The 15,777-nt window shown below is 58.4% G+C and carries 15 protein-coding genes; 6 read left to right on the top strand and 9 right to left on the bottom strand.

Translation table 11 applies throughout. From position 1 onward, the window contains the following. Positions 1 to 327 precede the first annotated feature (327 nt). On the top strand, positions 328 to 876 hold the full coding sequence (locus GV827_RS13990; protein WP_164354433.1) for a YeeE/YedE thiosulfate transporter family protein: 549 nt from the start codon (positions 328 to 330) through the stop codon (positions 874 to 876). A 3-nt stretch (positions 877 to 879) separates the two neighbouring features. After that, positions 880 to 1,470, top strand: a complete 591-nt coding sequence (locus tag GV827_RS13985; RefSeq protein ID WP_164354432.1) for a DUF6691 family protein — start codon at positions 880 to 882, stop codon at positions 1,468 to 1,470. 112 nt (positions 1,471 to 1,582) lie between these two features. Here GV827_RS13985 and GV827_RS13980 read toward each other — a convergent pair whose 3' ends face one another. From GV827_RS13980 to xylF, 6 genes are all read right to left on the bottom strand, one after another. Then, positions 1,583 to 1,984, bottom strand: a complete 402-nt coding sequence (locus tag GV827_RS13980) for a hypothetical protein (RefSeq protein WP_164354431.1) — start codon at positions 1,982 to 1,984, stop codon at positions 1,583 to 1,585. Between the two features lie 173 nt (positions 1,985 to 2,157). Beyond that, positions 2,158 to 3,459: a xylose isomerase gene (gene xylA, locus GV827_RS13975; RefSeq protein WP_164354430.1), complete on the bottom strand. Its 1,302-nt coding sequence runs from the start codon at positions 3,457 to 3,459 to the stop codon at positions 2,158 to 2,160. A 1-nt stretch (position 3,460) separates the two neighbouring features. Beyond that, positions 3,461 to 4,894, bottom strand: coding sequence for a xylulokinase (gene xylB, locus GV827_RS13970; RefSeq protein WP_204325890.1), 1,434 nt, complete (start codon positions 4,892 to 4,894; stop codon positions 3,461 to 3,463). Beyond that, on the bottom strand, positions 4,894 to 5,640 hold the full coding sequence (locus GV827_RS13965) for an ATP-binding cassette domain-containing protein (RefSeq protein WP_164354428.1): 747 nt from the start codon (positions 5,638 to 5,640) through the stop codon (positions 4,894 to 4,896). Before GV827_RS13965 ends, xylB begins: the two co-directional genes overlap by 1 nt. After that, on the bottom strand, positions 5,640 to 6,935 hold the full coding sequence (locus GV827_RS13960) for a sugar ABC transporter permease (protein WP_164354427.1): 1,296 nt from the start codon (positions 6,933 to 6,935) through the stop codon (positions 5,640 to 5,642). Before GV827_RS13960 ends, GV827_RS13965 begins: the two co-directional genes overlap by 1 nt. Before the next feature lie 112 nt (positions 6,936 to 7,047). Beyond that, entirely contained in the window at positions 7,048 to 8,082 is a 1,035-nt protein-coding gene (gene xylF, locus GV827_RS13955; RefSeq protein ID WP_164354426.1) for a D-xylose ABC transporter substrate-binding protein, read from the bottom strand. A gap of 199 nt (positions 8,083 to 8,281) precedes the next feature. On the opposite strand from xylF, the gene GV827_RS13950 reads away from it, so the two are divergent. Both GV827_RS13950 and GV827_RS13945 read left to right on the top strand, forming a co-directional pair. Continuing rightward, the gene (locus GV827_RS13950) at positions 8,282 to 9,553 is read left to right on the top strand and encodes an ROK family protein (RefSeq protein ID WP_164354425.1); all 1,272 of its coding nucleotides are present in this window, start codon (positions 8,282 to 8,284) and stop codon (positions 9,551 to 9,553) included. Further along, complete coding sequence (locus tag GV827_RS13945) at positions 9,550 to 11,034, top strand: CRTAC1 family protein (RefSeq protein WP_164354424.1); 1,485 nt, start codon at positions 9,550 to 9,552, stop codon at positions 11,032 to 11,034. The genes GV827_RS13950 and GV827_RS13945 overlap by 4 nt, the downstream gene beginning before the upstream one ends. Here GV827_RS13945 and GV827_RS13940 read toward each other — a convergent pair. Beyond that, entirely contained in the window at positions 11,031 to 12,347 is a 1,317-nt protein-coding gene (locus tag GV827_RS13940) for a cytochrome-c peroxidase (RefSeq protein WP_164354496.1), read from the bottom strand. The two genes, GV827_RS13945 and GV827_RS13940, sit on opposite strands and share 4 nt — an antisense overlap. 183 nt (positions 12,348 to 12,530) lie before the next feature. Between GV827_RS13940 and GV827_RS13935 the strand changes: the two genes are divergently transcribed. Together GV827_RS13935 and GV827_RS13930 are read left to right on the top strand one after the other, a co-directional pair. Continuing rightward, positions 12,531 to 12,941, top strand: a complete 411-nt coding sequence (locus tag GV827_RS13935) for an MbcA/ParS/Xre antitoxin family protein (RefSeq protein WP_164354423.1) — start codon at positions 12,531 to 12,533, stop codon at positions 12,939 to 12,941. Next, complete coding sequence (locus GV827_RS13930; protein ID WP_328823154.1) at positions 12,935 to 13,645, top strand: RES family NAD+ phosphorylase; 711 nt, start codon at positions 12,935 to 12,937, stop codon at positions 13,643 to 13,645. The genes GV827_RS13935 and GV827_RS13930 overlap by 7 nt, the downstream gene beginning before the upstream one ends. A gap of 51 nt (positions 13,646 to 13,696) precedes the next feature. On the opposite strand, the gene GV827_RS13925 is transcribed toward GV827_RS13930, so the two are convergent. Beyond that, on the bottom strand, positions 13,697 to 14,545 hold the full coding sequence (locus tag GV827_RS13925) for an aspartate dehydrogenase (RefSeq protein WP_204325889.1): 849 nt from the start codon (positions 14,543 to 14,545) through the stop codon (positions 13,697 to 13,699). Next, complete coding sequence (locus GV827_RS13920; RefSeq protein WP_164354422.1) at positions 14,515 to 15,750, bottom strand: urate hydroxylase PuuD; 1,236 nt, start codon at positions 15,748 to 15,750, stop codon at positions 14,515 to 14,517. Before GV827_RS13920 ends, GV827_RS13925 begins: the two co-directional genes overlap by 31 nt. Positions 15,751 to 15,777: the final 27 nt, after the last annotated feature.

Here is a 15,777-nt window from a genome sequence, read left to right as displayed (position 1 = left end):
AGCCGTCAGATCAGACTGACACGCGGCAGTATGTGAGGCGAAAGCGGCGCCTGATTTTTGAGGTGAGTTCAACGATAGGCTCGCTCGGTCCAGACCGGACATGCAGTGGAACCCAAAACACTGGTTTGTTGCATTAAGTCGCTTTCGCGCAGTGTTTACGATGCGTCATTTCAAGACAATTTCACAAGATAAAACAGCAGTTACGGTCGGACAGAAAGCCGATCTGACATAACATTCAAAAATTCGAATGTTTTTGATCCAGATCATACCGGAACACCTGATCCCATACTATTCTTGGTATATTCAACACCTTGAAGGAGAGGTCCTATGTCTGTTGACTGGAAAATCGGAGGCGTGCTGCTGGGCGTGGTGTTCTTTGCGGCCGTGCTCTTGGTCAAGCCAATCGGCGTATCCACCCAATTCGTTATCCTTGACGGGATTTTAACGGATGCGGTGAACGCAGATTTCATCACACAAACCGACGAGGGGTATACCTCGACCAACGCCTATATGGCGAAGTCGGGCGGCAAATATGCGAAATCAGCCGCGAACCCATTGAACTATAGCTTTGTCTTTGTGCTTGCCATGATGGCCGGGGCAGCGCTGTCGGCCTTTGCCCGCGGTGGCGTAGGCCGGGACGAAAAACGTTTACCGGCGATCTGGAAGGCGAACTACGGTGATACCCCCATGAAACGCTACATGGTCGCGTTCCTAGGCGGATTTATCGTTCTTTACGGCGCACGTTTGGCCGGTGGCTGCACGTCGGGGCACATGATGTCCGGCATGATGCAGACCTCACTGTCTGGGTATGTCTTTGCCGCAGGCGCATTTGCCGCTGCCGTTCCAACCGCAATGATGATGTACAAAAGGGGCTGAGCCATGGAGATCATACTCGCAATTGTTATTGGTGCCGCCTTTGGTGCGGTGCTTGACCGGATCGGGGCGACAAACCCCAATACCATCACCCGCATGCTGAATTTGCGTCAACTGAACCTGATGAAGGCGATACTGTTGGCCATCGGCACCGGATCTATCCTGATGTTTGCTGGCCAGATGATCGGCCTCGTTGATGTGGCTCATATGAGCGTCAAAGCTGCCTACATCGGTGTGTTCATCGGTGGATTGATGCTTGGCGCAGGTTGGGCCGCGTCGGGTTTCTGTCCGGGCACGGGCGTTTGTGCCGCAGCATCGGGCCGCAAGGACGCGCTGTTCTTCATCGCGGGCGGGCTTTTGGGCGCAGCCGCTTACATGGTGACCTATCCAGCTTGGAAGGCATCTGGCCTGCTGAACAATATCGCCGGTGGCAAAGTCACGCTTGGGACAGTTCCCGGCTCAAAGTTCGACGGCATATTTGCGGTATCGGGTGACATTCTGGGCATCGTGCTGGGGGCCATCTTTGTCATCGTGGCGCTGGTGCTGCCTGACAGCCTGTCAGGTCAACCCACACAATCAGAACTGCCTGCTGAGTAATCAGTAAGACTTAGAATGACGAAGGCAGGTGTGGGACGGCCCGCACCTGCCTTTTTTGTATGTCTTGCAGCCAACGGAACCCGCGCCAAGGCGTCACGACAGGTACCGGGCATCAAGGAATGCTCTGTAGCCGGGCGTCGTAGCAAAACTGAAACGCGTGATCGATCGAAAGGTTTGACCCTGCCGTTCGCAAGGATGCCGATACGCTGACGACGCCAACAGGGGTGGTATTACCCGGTGTCAGCCCAAAAGTGACGGGACCGCTGGGCGTGGTGGTTGGCACCTGAACATAAAGCCGCGTCGTTCCCGATGCCCCCAGCACGTCCATGGCGTAATCCGCCGCCGCACACCACGCGCCACGTGCGCCCCAGTAGTTCCCGGCGGAAACTGAAAAAAGACCATTGGATTGCGGGGTGACGATTACCCGGTTTTCAGCTTTGAATGTCTGGGCGGCAAGTGACGTCGTACTTGCCGATACGATTGCGGCGATTAAAGCGATATATCTCAGTCTCATGGCGTCCTCCGTAGGTGAAGTTACAAACCCTGCGGCTGATCCGCGATTTGGCGCAAGTCACAGACGCAGGGCGTTCAGCCCGATTAAACACCCTTCACCGCATCAGTACTAATCACGCTTTTGGGAGAAGGTCTTGAGCGAGCGGACAGGCAGGTCCGCATATCTGCGGTTCATTAAAGGTAACGGTTCACCAGATTTTCCAGCCGCTCTTGGCGGCCAGAGCGGGGTAGGGGATTGATATCCTTTTCCCGGACCTGCTTTTCGATGCTGGCCAGATCAGAGCTAAGCAGCGCCTTGCCCGCCTCACTGTCCCATCCGGCATATCGCTCCTCACGTGCCGCTTCCAGTTTGCCGTCCTCCAACATGGCCGCAGCCGCCTTGAGGCCCGCCGCGCAGGCATCCATTCCGCCCACATGGGCAAGGATCAGGTCTTCGGGGTCCAGCGACTGACGGCGCAGCTTGGCGTCAAAATTCGTCCCGCCGGTGGTGAAACCGCCCGCGCGCAGGATCTCGTAAAAGGCCAGCGCCATTTCCGGCACGTTGTTGGGAAACTGGTCTGTGTCCCAGCCAGACTGGTAGTCATTTCGGTTCATGTCGATGGACCCCAGAATGCCCAACTCTCGCGCCAGTGCCAGTTCGTGTTCAAAGCTGTGGCCCGCAAGGATCGCGTGGCCCTGTTCGATGTTCACCTTTACCTCACCCTCAAGCCCGAAATCCTTGAGGAAACCGTAGACTGTGGCAACGTCATAATCATACTGATGCTTGGTGGGTTCCTGCGGCTTTGGTTCGATCAGGATCGTGCCGTCAAAACCGATCTTGTGTTTGTAATCGACAACCATCTGCAGCATTGCCCCGGCTTGGGCCCGCTCGCGGCCCATGTCGGTGTTAAGCAGGGTTTCATAGCCCTCGCGCCCGCCCCAAAGCACGTAGTTCTGCCCGCCCAGCTTGTGCGTCGCATCCATGCAGCTTTTGATCGTGGCGGCGGAAAAGGCAAATACCTCCGGATCGGGGTTCGTTGCCGCACCGGCCATGAAACGACGGTGCGAGAAAAGGTTCGCCGTGCCCCAGAGCAATTGCAGCCCGGTGGCCTCCATCTTTTCACCAAAGTACTCCACGATCGCTTCGAGGTTGCGGGTGTTTTCAGCGTAATTCGCACCTTCAGGCCGCACGTCGGCGTCATGGAAACAAAAGAAGGGCACATCGAGGATCTGGAACATGTCGAACGCTGTATCGGCCTTGAGCCGTGCCAGCTCCATCGTGTCGCCAAACCAGGGACGCTCAAACGTCTGGCCGCCGAACGGATCGCCGCCGGGCCATGCAAGGGAATGCCAGTAGGCGCAGGCAAATCGCAAATGATCCTTCATCGATTTTTCCATCACCAGTTCGTCAGGATTATAGTGACGAAAGGCGAATTCATTGTCGGTCTGGGGACCCTCATAGATGATCTGGGGAATTCCCTTGAAAAAGTCGGTCATCTCAGAGGTCCTTTAGTACTTGATAGGCGCGTTTATAGCGGTCATGTCCCTCGGCCATCGCGGCAGCAAGGGACGGGTCCGGGTCGATTGAGCTCGATAGCGGCGGCTGGGTCGCGATCTCGGCCCCTGCGCCGGTGCTGGCCATCATCCCAAGACGTGCGGCACCAAGGGCGGCGCCAAAATCGCCAGCCTTCGGCACGTCCAAAGTCATATCAAGCGTGGTTGCCAGCATATGCAACCAATGTTCGGATTTTGCCCCACCGCCCAAGGCCAGCGCACGGGTAAGAGACGTTCCGGTCTGCGCCAAGGCTTCCTTGCAGTCGGCAAAGGCGAAACTAACGCCTTGGAGGACCGCCCGGGCGGCTTCCTTTGCATTGGTTGCGTGATCGAGGTGCAGGAACTGACCTCGGATTGCGGCGTCATTATGCGGCGTGCGCTCACCCCCAAGATAGGGAAGGAACAGGGTTTTGCCCGGCGCGGTCAAGTGGCCAAGGTTGCGGGTCAGTTCAGCCGCAGACTGTCCGGTGAGCCGTGACAACCATTCCAGCGCATCCGTCGCGGCAAGGATCACACCCATCTGATGCCAGGTTGCAGGAACGGCGTGACAAAATGTGTGAACGGCTGACGCAGGATCGGGCCGGTAGCTGGAGTTTGCAGCAAACAGCACACCGGAAGTGCCCAAGGATAGAAATGCGCTACCAGCCTCCACAACACCAGCGCCGATGGCGGCGGCAGCATTGTCGCCCGCACCGCCCGCGACCACGCAGCGGGGCAGGCCGACCTCTGATGCGAAGGATGGGCGCAGCGTTCCGGAGGGGGCACTGCCCTCCACCAGGCGAGGCATATGGTCACGAGACAAAGAACAGGCCGCCAAAAGATCATCCGACCAATCCCGCGCGCCGGTGTCGAACCACGCAGTGCCAGCAGCGTCAGACATCTCCGAGGCATGCTCTCCAGTCAGGAAAAGTCGAAGGAAATCTTTTGGAAGCAGTATTTTACGGGTATTTTTGAATGTATCGCTTTCATTTCGGCGCACCCATTCCACCTTGGGTGCGGTGAAGCCGGGAAAGACAATATTGCCCGTGACCGCCCGGAAAATCGGGTCTGCGTCCATCTCGGCTGCTTCGACATGGCTGCGGGTGTCATTCCACAACATGCAGGGTCGAAGTGGGGTATCATCTGACCCCAGAAGCGTCGCGCCATGCATATGCCCCGATAGGCCAATTCCCGACACAGAACTGCAATCTACATTTTGGCTCAATGCCTTAAGCGCCAAAGTTGCGGCATCACACCAAGTTTTGGGATCCTGTTCGGACCAGCCGTCGAAAGGGCGCTGCACGCTGAGCGGAACGCTATGTTCGGCCAGGACGTCTTGCGCGTCGTCTATCAGGATTGCCTTCAGTGAAGAGGTGCCCAGATCAAGGCCGATGTACATCAAGCGGCAGCCTTGGGGTTCTTGCCAAGAATGATCATCGACAGGATGTCGTCCTCGGTCACGTCCTCGACACGCTCCGTTCCGACCATCTGACCATTCTTCATCACGGCGACGCGATCGCAAAGCTCCATCATCTCGCGCGTGTCATGTGAAATCAGAAAGATGCCAAGGCCCTGCTTTTTCAGTTCCTGAATCAGTTCTGCGACCATGGCTGTCTCGTGCACGCCAAGGGCTGCGGTCGGCTCATCCATGATCAGGATCTTCGCATTGAAGTAGACCGCGCGCGCGATGGCGACGGACTGCCGCTGGCCACCGGAAAGGGCGGAGACAGGTTCTTTCAGCTTTTTGAAGTTCGGGTTCAGCCGCGCCATGATCTTGCGGGTTTCGGCCTCCATCCGGTCGTCATCGACAAAGCCAAGACCAGTCGTCAGTTCGCGCCCCAGAAACAGGTTCGAGGCGGCATCAAGGTTATCGGCCAGCGCCAGCGTCTGGTAGATTGTCTCGATGTTGTAGTGACGTGCGTCGCGGGGCGAATGGATCTGGGCCTTGTGACCGTTGATCCATATCTCGCCGCTGTCCATCTTGTAGGCCCCCGACAGCATCTTGATCAGGGTGGATTTGCCGGCACCGTTATGCCCCAGAAGGCCAACGACCTCACCGGGGTAGAGATCGATGCTGACGTTATCGACCGCCTGCACCCCGCCAAAGGCGATGGAGACATTCTTCATTTCAACCAAAGGTGTCATCACTTTGCCCCCATGCGCTTGCGATACTGAATGTCGATAAAGACGGCGACAACCAGAACCGCGCCCACGACGATGTTCTGCAAGGGCGCATCAACGCCGACCATGGCCATGCCCGATTGCAGCGATTGCATAATCAACGCGCCAAGGATCGCGCCGTAGATCGTGCCGATACCCCCGGACAATGCCGTTCCGCCGATCACTGCCGCGGCGATCACTCTCAATTCGTCAAGCGTGCCCAGATCGTTCGAATGGTTGGCAAGGCGTGAGGATGCAACAACCGCCGCAAGTGCGCAGAGGACCCCCATCAGCATGAATATCTTGACGGTCAGCATCCGGGTATTGATGCCCGAAAGCTCGGCCGCGTCCGGGTTGCCCCCGGTGGCGAAAATGTAGCGCCCGAACCGTGTCTTGCGGGCGACCACTGTCATGATCGCGGCAATCGCGATCAGCAGCAGAACCGAGATCGGAAGTCCGTAGACAGCGGCGCAGCCCTCGGCAACTTCGCAGCCGTATTTGGCAGGATCCCGTGCCACGACGCGGGCAGGGACTTCGTAACTGGTCAGAATTCCGATGAACCCCGCAATCGCGGCTGTTGCGATCACCGCAAGTGAAACCTCGGCCCACATCGGCTTGACCGGGAAGTTATGCGCCAGCTTGACCCGCCGCGCGTTGAAGATGCCAAAGATGGCCAACACAATCGCGATCACCCCGATGATCCAGCTTACTGTTCCGCCCAAGGTGCCGTTGATCCCGCCAAACATCATAAAGGTCTGGTCAAGCGGACCGATGGTCTGGCCGTTGGTCTGGTACCAGCCCACGTTGCGCCAGATCAGGAATCCACCAAGGGTGACGATAAAGGCCGGAATACCCTGATAACCAATCAACCAACCGTTGAAGGCCCCGATCAGCGCACCAAGGAGAATACCAGCGGCGATGGCGACCCAGGGAATGGCCCAATGGCCGATCTCAAACCCCATGCCGGGCAGGATGCGCACCTGCGTCATGGCCATCAGGGCAGAGCAGGCCGCCAGCACCGCGCCGACTGAAAGGTCGATGTGCCGTGTCACGATCACAAAGACCATTCCCGTCGCCATGATGGCAACGCTGACGGTCTGGATTGTCAGGTTGAAGATATTGCGCGGTGTCAGGAAACGGCCGTCTGTCAGAACATTGAACACGAGCGCCACAAGAATGAAGGCACCGATCATACCCAGTAACCGCGTGTCCAGTTCCAGTTCTTCGAACAGACTGCGCTTGCGTCGGGGCGTCGGTGTATTGGCAGATTCTACAGACATGATCGTGCTCCTCTCGTGCCAGCGACGATACCAGCCCGGTCAACGATACCTAAATTGCGAAAGATTGCGAAGGTCTCTGGCCCGTCACGCGAGACGGACCAGAGCAGGGAGACTAGCTACAAGGGGCAGGGCCGCCCGATACGCCCTGACACAGAGCCTCTTGAGTGATCCAGCCCGCGTCTACCACGGTGGTCAGGTTGTCCTTGGTGATCGGAACCGGTGCCAGGAAGCGCGCGACCATTTTGGTGCCGCCCGGCGTTTCCCATTCAACCGCATCGCCCACGGCTTTCATGTCACCGTCGCTCTTGGCCAGCTGCACGGCGATCTCGCCTGCGGCCTTGCCCAGTTCGCGGGCGTCCTTCCAGACGGACACTGTCTGCGTACCCTTGGCCACGCGGTTCAGCGCGGCGTGATCGCCGTCCTGTCCGGAAACCGGGATGCCTTCCATGCCCTGTGCGGTCAGCGCGGCAACAACACCGCCCGCCGTGCCATCATTCGAAGCCACGACCGCATCGACATTGTTGTCGTTCGCTGTCAGGATCTGCTCCATGTTGCGCTGCGCATTTGCAGGCAGCCAGCCATCGGTGTAGGCTTCATCAACGATGGTGATCTTGCCCGCGTCAATCGCCTCTTGCAGCACTTCCTGCTGACCACCGCGCAGGAAATCCGCGTTGGGATCGGTGGGCGAGCCCTTGATCATCACGTAATTGCCTTCGGGCTGGGCTTCGAGCACGGCGCGCGCCTGCATCCGGCCGACTTCGATGTTGTCAAAGGTCAGATAGAACGCGCGACCATCTTCGATCAGGCGGTCATACCCCACGACAGGAATACCCTCGGCAGCGGCCGCGTCCACAGCAGGCCCAATCGCCGCGCTGTCCTGTGCAAGGATGATGAGCGCATCAACACCCTGCGCGATCAGGCTTTCGACGTCTGACAACTGCTTGGCAGAGGACGACTGCGCATCCGCTGAAATATACTTTGCGCCGGCAGCGTCCAAAGAGGACTTGATCGCCGCTTCATCAGTTTTCCAGCGTTCTTCCTGAAAGTTGGACCAGCTGACACCAACAGTCATGCCGTGGCCATCTGCGGATACAGTGGTGCCAAGTGACGTGGCCGACAGTGCGGCAGCCATAAACAGTTTTTTCATTTCTCTCTCCCTGAAGGTATCGCCCATTTCTGCGTGGCGACGCGAGTCGTGTGACCCGTCACGTTAATCTTTCGCAATTTATTTTAGCTGTCAAAATAAAAAATGCTGATTTTGTAAATTTTTGCTCGCAAACATAGGAATTGCTGCCTAGGGTGACCAAAAATCTGCTCACTTTGGGGAATTTACCAAGGATTTAGCTTTGGAAGTGAAATTAATACAAGAAGCGGGCGCATTGACCCAAGCCGATGGCTGCGGTCCGTTGCTGCGAGCGCCTCAGGATACGCCGCGTCCTTTGAAGCAGCAAGTGTTCGAATTCGTCCGCGCGCAGGGGCATGCGGCCCGCGCCGACATCACGCATGCCTTGGGAATTAGCGCAGGTTCCACAACCACGCTTACCGCCGATCTGATCTCGGCAGGGTTCCTGCGAGAGTTCGAACGCCAACCACGCGGGACCGGGCGGGGCAGACCCAAGGTCGCGCTCGAAGTCGTGCCAGAAGCAGCGCATGTGATTGGTATTAAGCTTGCGTTCAAGCGCCATACGGCGGTGCTTGCCGATTTTGCGGGGAACGTCCTCGCAGATGCTGCGATGCCATCCTCAGACGTGCGCCGACCTATGGCGCAGCTTTTGGATGAGACACAAACGTTGATCGATAAGCTGCTGAAAAATAGCGGCAAAGACATGCAAGACATCCAATCCGTCGGGATCGGGATGCCGGGGATCATTGACCATAGCACTGGCAAAGTCGTTTGGTCCTCCATGCTGGAAACCCGTGATGAAAACCTCAGAGCGGCCTTTATTGACCGGTTTCACATCCCCGTCTCACTGGACAACGATGCCAATATGCTGACCCTTGCCGAACTTTGGTTCGGAGAGGGACGTGCGATGTCAGATTTTGCGGTCGTCACTGTCGAAAGCGGCGTCGGTATGGGCCTGGTTATGGGAAACCAGCTTTATCGCGGGGCCCATGGCATGGGGCTGGAGCTGGGGCACACCAAGGTTCAGTTGGACGGTGCCCTGTGCCAATGCGGCCAGCGCGGATGTCTTGAAGCCTACCTTGCCGATTACGCCCTGACGCGGGAAGCATCGACCGCATTGGGACATAGCTTTGACCGCGGAGAAAGCCCTGAAGAAGTCCTCGCGACCCTCTTTGAAAAAGCAAAATCAGGCCATGCGGCAGCGGATACCATATTTCGTCGGGCGGGGCGGTTTTTGTCGCTGGGGTTGTCAAACGTCGTGCAGCTTTTTGATCCGGCGCTGATCATCCTGTCGGGAGAGCGGCTGCAATACGCCCAATTCTATGCGGATGAGGTGCTGGATGCGATGCGAAAGCTGACCCTGAACGAAGGGCGCAGACCCTGCAGGGTCGCGATCAATACATGGGATGATCTGGTCTGGGCAAGGGGCGCGGCGGCGCTGGCATTGTCGGCCATGACCGCCAGCCTGATTGGAGGCGAGGCGCGGGCAGCGTGAGAAGTCTGGCGGGTGCACTTTTAATTATCGGGCAGGGGGCGCTGGCAGCACCCCTGTTCGAGGACCGTTCAGCGGCGCTGCCCAAGCATATCTACGGCGGCGACTGGGAGCATTTCGTTGGCGGTGGCGTTGCGGTGTTCGACTGCAACGCGGATGGCCTTCCAGACGTCTTTGCCGCCGGAGGAAGCAATCCCGCCAGCCTGATGGTAAACGGCGGCAGCTTCACCTTCCGTCTCGCCCCTCTACCTGCGATGACAGGCGTTACCGGAGCCTATCCGATTGATGTGGACGCGGACGGCCATATGGATCTGTTCGTGCTGCGCGTCGGGGCGAACAAAATCCTCAAAGGCGGGCCGGACTGCACCTTCGACGACGCAACCAGCCTTTGGGGGCTACCGCAGGACGACGCATGGAGCACCGCATTCACCGCATGGTGGGAGCAAGGGGATGACAGACCAACCTTTGCCATCGGCAACTACGTCGACCGCAATGATCCCGACGGCCCGTTTGAGGCCTGTGACGACAATGCCATCCTGCGCCCAATCGGCAAAGGCTATGCCGCCGCGCCTTTGACGCCGGGCTTCTGCCCCTTGTCAATTCTTGCTGCCGAAGATGCGCGGCGTCGAAACGCCCTGCGTCTGTCCAACGACCGGCACTACTACGTTGAAGGCGGCTACGAACAGATGTGGGACATCGCAGAACGCCGCTTTCTGACAGAAGACGACGGTTGGCCGACGGTCGCGCTTTGGGGGATGGGCATTGCCAGCCGGGATCTGACGGGGGATGGACGCGATGAGGTGATGCTGACCTCAATGGGGGATCAGGTGCTGCAGATCGCCCAAGCCGACGGCAGCTACACCGCTGCGCCCTATGAAATGGGGACCTATGCCCAACGGCCCCATACGGGTGGGGATGGGCGCCCCTCGACCGGATGGCACGCCGAGTTCGGAGATATCGACAACGACGGTCTGGCCGATCTCTTAATCACCAAAGGAAACGTCGATCAGATGCCGGGGATGGCAACGCGTGATCCCAATAATCTGTTGATGCAGATGTCCGATGGCAGCTTTGACGAAGTCGCCGACGCGGCGGGTCTCGCCACGATGGAACGCTCAAGGGGCGCATCGCTGGCGGATTTCGACGGGGACGGGCGGCTTGATGTCGTGGTCGTGAACCGCCGTGCTCCGATGGAGCTTTATCGGAACGTCACCGAAGGTACGGGCAACTGGTTGCGCGTGGACCTGAAGCAGCACGGCGGCAACAGAAACGCTATCGGCGCCCGGATCACCGTTGAGACAGAGAACGGTTTACAGTCGGTCCAGCAGGTAATCGGCGGGGGCCATGCGGGCGGTCAATTGCTGCCGCGTCATTTTGGTTTGGGCATGGCCAACCGCGCCACGGTCACGGTGGAATGGCCGGATGGCACACAATCAAGCGCCCAGCTGGATGCTGGGCAAACCTATCTGATGACGAAACCTTAAGGGACCGGCAATCCACTGGGCACGCTGTCAGGAACGCCCAGGCGCCCCTGCACGGCGACAGGGTCGGTCAGGCTGTCCAGAAAGGCGATGATCGCCTCGATATGCACAGGTTGCAGACCAACGGCGGGCGCTTTGACCGCTGCCGTGATGGCCGCTACCTGTTCGGGGTCATCCAAAACCGTGAAATCCTGCGCGCTATGGTCCGGCAAGAGGGCCTGCGCACGGTCATACTGGGCGAGGCCTGCCGCCGGGTTCGCGTGATCCGCGATGAAGGCTGCAAGTTCACGGTGGCTGCCGGCATGGCCGTAGGGGCCGGTCAGCGCGACATTGCGCAAAGACGGGGTCCGGAACGCGTAGAGGTCGTCTTGATCGCCAGTGACGCGAAAGCGCCCTTCGTCCCGGTGGTGATCTTCGAAAACCGCTGCTTTTCCCGGTCCGATCTGGGGGGCTGCCATGGCATGAAAATCGTGATCCGTCTGGAAAGGACCGCTGTGGCAGGTAACACACCCCGCATCGCCGTAAAAAAGGGCCAGACCATATTCGGCCAGTGGATCCAACTTTGTTTCATTGCGGAGATAGGCGTCAAATGGTGAGGTATCAGAACGCCATTCGAAGGCCATGAAGGCAGCAATGGCGTTTGAAATGTCCGTGAACGCGATGTCGTCAGGATTTTCAATGTGCGGATAGACTGCCTTGAACTGCGCCGCGTAGTCCGGGATCGCAGCTACACGACGCGACAGCAGGTCCCAAGGGCCTTTCGGTCCGGTGATGCGCCCTTGGCGCACGGCGCGGGCAATGTCGTTCTTCTTGTAAGATCCGGCCATCTCGTCTGCGCTGAGGACGGGAAACATGGTTTGGGCCGACAGGACGGACGCAAAACCGCTCAGCATGTCAGCATCCATGGGGGACCGCAGCCCTCCGGGGTGATCTTCTGCCGCTTCAAGGCGTCCGTCATGGAACATCACAGTGAATTCAGTGGCACCGAGGTTAAACAGCGCCGGCGCATTCCGCGGAATGCGGTTTTCAGGCGGATCAAGAGGGTCGGCCTTGCGCTCAGGCCCAAGCCCGATACCGCCATCCCCAAATGACAGGGACACGCCGTCAGAGGTCCCGAATTTCGGATGGTGGCAGGTGGCGCAAGCGACATTCCGGTTGCCCGACAAGATCGGGTCGTAAAATAGGCTCTGGCCCAGCTTTGCCTCGTTCAGGTTCACAGGCCGATAGTCTGCATCGGTAATTGGATCGGGCAAATTTTGGGCTGACACCTGAACCGCACAGATGGAGAGCATGGCAAAGATGCAGGCGGATTTCATTTCATTGAGAAAGCGCATTTGCACGCCAATCTGAAATAAAGCCGTGGATGGCACAATGGCAAAAGCAACAGTGAGGTTGGAGGGCTTCGTACAATGGAATAGGGCCTTTACCTTGCGCTCTATAGCCAAGCGGTCTTGCCATATGGCATCGCAAAGCATATATGATGCCATATGGAGGAAGAGATGGCACTGCAACCACTGGAAACCAAATCCCATGATTTCACCCCTGAACCGATTTCGGATGAGGAAGGCGGCGCAATGCTGCGCGCGGTAATCAATTTGTTTGGCAAGTGGCAGATCTCCGATGAAGAAGCGGCCACGCTGCTTGATCTGCCAGTGCGTACCTACCGGCGATGGAAGGCCGGGCAGCCGGGACGCATCAACCGGGACACCAAGGCGCGGCTTTCGAACCTTCTGGGCATCCATAAGGCACTGCGCATCCTCTTTGCTGAACCGCAGCGCAGCTACGGATGGATCAAGGCCGAGAACCAGACTTTTGGGGGCAATTCCGCGCTGTCGGTGATGCTTGGCGGTGAGTTGACCGATCTGATGCGGGTCCGCCGCTATCTGGACGCTGAGCGCGGCGCGTGGTGATCTTCCCAGATCAGGTACCGCTGACCGATCTGAAATGGGACAAGGCCACACGGATCATCCGAAGCGTCTATCCCCCCATCGATCTGTTCGAAGACATCGCCGAGCCAGAGGACTGGCCGCTTCTGATTTCTGCTGAACAGAAGACCAATCCGCGCCTGATGGACACCATCGGCAACCTTGACCTGATCCCGCCTGAACGTCGGGTCGGTGGCCCGGGGGCAAGTTTTCTTATGGCCCCTTTCACCCATACCAGCACTGACCGTCCCAGTCGTTTCTCTGATGGGCATCTGGGCGTACTTTATGTTGCCAGCGACTTTGAAACCGCCGTCCACGAAACCATCCACCACCACGCCCGTTTCATGGCGGCAACTGCGCAGCCACCCGGCTGGACATCGCAATTTCGCGAATTGATGATGGCGGTAGAGGCGCGTCTTCATGACATCAGGGGGCTGGCGGGCGCAGTGGATCTTCTGGATCCCGACGTTTATGCGGCGTCACAACACTTCGCGTCCGCTCTGCGCGCTGCTGACGGGCAGGGTATTGTTTACCCGAGTGTCAGAGGGGAGGGCGATTGTGTCGGCTTGTTCTACCCTGACCTTGCCCGGTCACCCTTACAGGGTCGGCATCTGGATTATCATTGGGATGGAGAAAAGGTTGATCTGCTTCGAGTGGCTGGAACAGGTGAAGTCTTTCGCATCGTCTGACTGCCCGCATACGGCGCGATCATCGCTTCGGCTAGACAATAGGCCTTCAAATCAGCTGGGCATCTGATAGCTTCTGATCTCGTGCAGCAGGCTCATCACCGTCGTGACAGAGGTGCGTGCATTTCCGGCTGATCCGGTCGCCTCGATTGTCATGTTGTAACGGCATATATCCGAAGTTACCTCGTAGCTGTGTTGGTTGCCTATTGCATCCGGGTCAGCCACCAGTTCAACCTTCATCCGGTCAAATCCGGCCCCAGCGAGGGCCAAAGCGGCCACAACGTTGGCATTCTTTGGGAAGGCCAGCGCGGCCTTGCGCCCGGAGCCGGTGAAAAACACCTGCGCATTGTGCAGTTGATCAAGGTTGATCACGTCCTCGGCGGCGGAGCCTTGCCATGCGGCGGGCGGTTTGGTCCCGCGATAGGTGACATCGACATCTCCCGCCAGCGCCACGGCGCGCAGGAAATCCAGACCGCCAATAGCGCCGCTGGGCAGGATTGTGCGGGACCGCCCATGCTGGGCGGCCCTCTCGATTTCCGCGCTAAGACCTGCGTCGGCCAAAGCGCCGACAGAGGCGATGATGACATCCACGCCTGTCTGCAGCAAAGCTGGGACATGTGTCGCAACAGCCGAATGCCCCGCGCATTCAACAACCAGATCTGGACGCGCCGCGATCATCGCAGATACATCCGACACGAAACCGATGGGCGGTCCCATTTCAGGATCACTATTGCGATTGCGGTCAGACACCTTCGACGTGTCACGCACCAAAACCGTGACCTTGGTCACGGCCGTTTTATCCAGCAGCGCGATCAAGCTGTTTGCAATGTTTCCGTATCCGATCAACCCAAGGTGCATCGTCGTTCCAGTATTCAGTTTTCCGCCCGTGCGTTGCGCACCCATGCGATGATCGTTTCGCGTGCCTCGGCGTCCATCTGCACAGCGTTGGGCGGCGGCATCGCATGACTGATACCGGCCTGAAGGTAGATTTGATCCGCCTGCCGGGCCACGTCGCCGGGTGTTTCCAGATAAACCCCTTTGGGCGCCCAGCGGATACCGTCCCAAACCGGTTCACGCGCATGGCACATCGAACAATTGCCCGTCACCGTGTCATAGGCATCATCAAACCCTGCGGCGGACGCGAATTCTTGTTCATAAGCGGTCAGTGGGCGGGCTTCGGCATCCTCCCATGTCTCGGTGGCCCGGACAGATGACAGCCATGCGATCAGGATCATCAGCAGGACCGTCACCGCCCAGGTCCAATGCGGCCCGCTGCCCGTGGCGTGCAGGGTGTTGAAGTAGTGGCGGATGGTCACGCCTGTCAAAAAGATCAGACTGGCGATGATCCAGGCGTATTGCGTGCCAAATGCCAATGGATAGTGGTTCGACAGCATCAGAAAGACGACCGGCAGCGTCAGGTAGTTGTTATGGGTTGAGCGCAGCTTGGCGATCTTGCCGTATTTCGCATCCGGCGTGCGCCCCGCCTTGAGGTCAGCCACGACAATGCGCTGGTTCGGCATGATCTGGAAAAACACATTCGCCGTCATGATGGTGGCGGTAAAAGCCCCCAGATGCAGCAATGCCGCACGACCGGTGAAGATCTGATTGTATCCCCAGGACATGACCACGAGGATCACGAACAAGAGCAGCATCAGGATTGTGGGCTGCTCGCCAAGCGGTGACTTACACAGGTAATCATAAGCCAACCAGCCCACCGTCAGCGATGCACCAGAGATCAGGATACCTTGCCAAAGCGACAGATCCGCCTTGGTCGGGTCAAGCAAGAACAACTCTCCACCGACCCAATAGACGATCATGAGAAGGGCCGCGCCCGACAGCCACGTCGTATAGCTTTGCCATTTGTGCCATGTCAGGTGTTCAGGAAGGCGGGCAGGGGCCACAAGGTACTTGGTCGTGTGATAGAACCCACCGCCGTGAACCTCCCATTCTTCGCCGTAGGCGCCTTCAGGCATGTCCGGTGCTGGCTTCAAGCTCAGGTCCAGCGCGATGAAGTAGAACGACGCGCCGATCCATGCCATCGCGGTGATCACATGCAGCCAGCGGACCGAAAATGCGATCCAGTCCCAGATCACAGCCAGATCATACATGCGCGTTCTCCCAAGATTCTCGTCTTC

Origin of the sequence: Sulfitobacter sediminilitoris (genome assembly GCF_010667575.1) — a bacterium.
Taxonomy (GTDB): Bacteria; Pseudomonadota; Alphaproteobacteria; order Rhodobacterales; family Rhodobacteraceae; genus Sulfitobacter; species Sulfitobacter sediminilitoris.
This window is presented reverse-complemented; position numbering and strand designations above follow the sequence as displayed.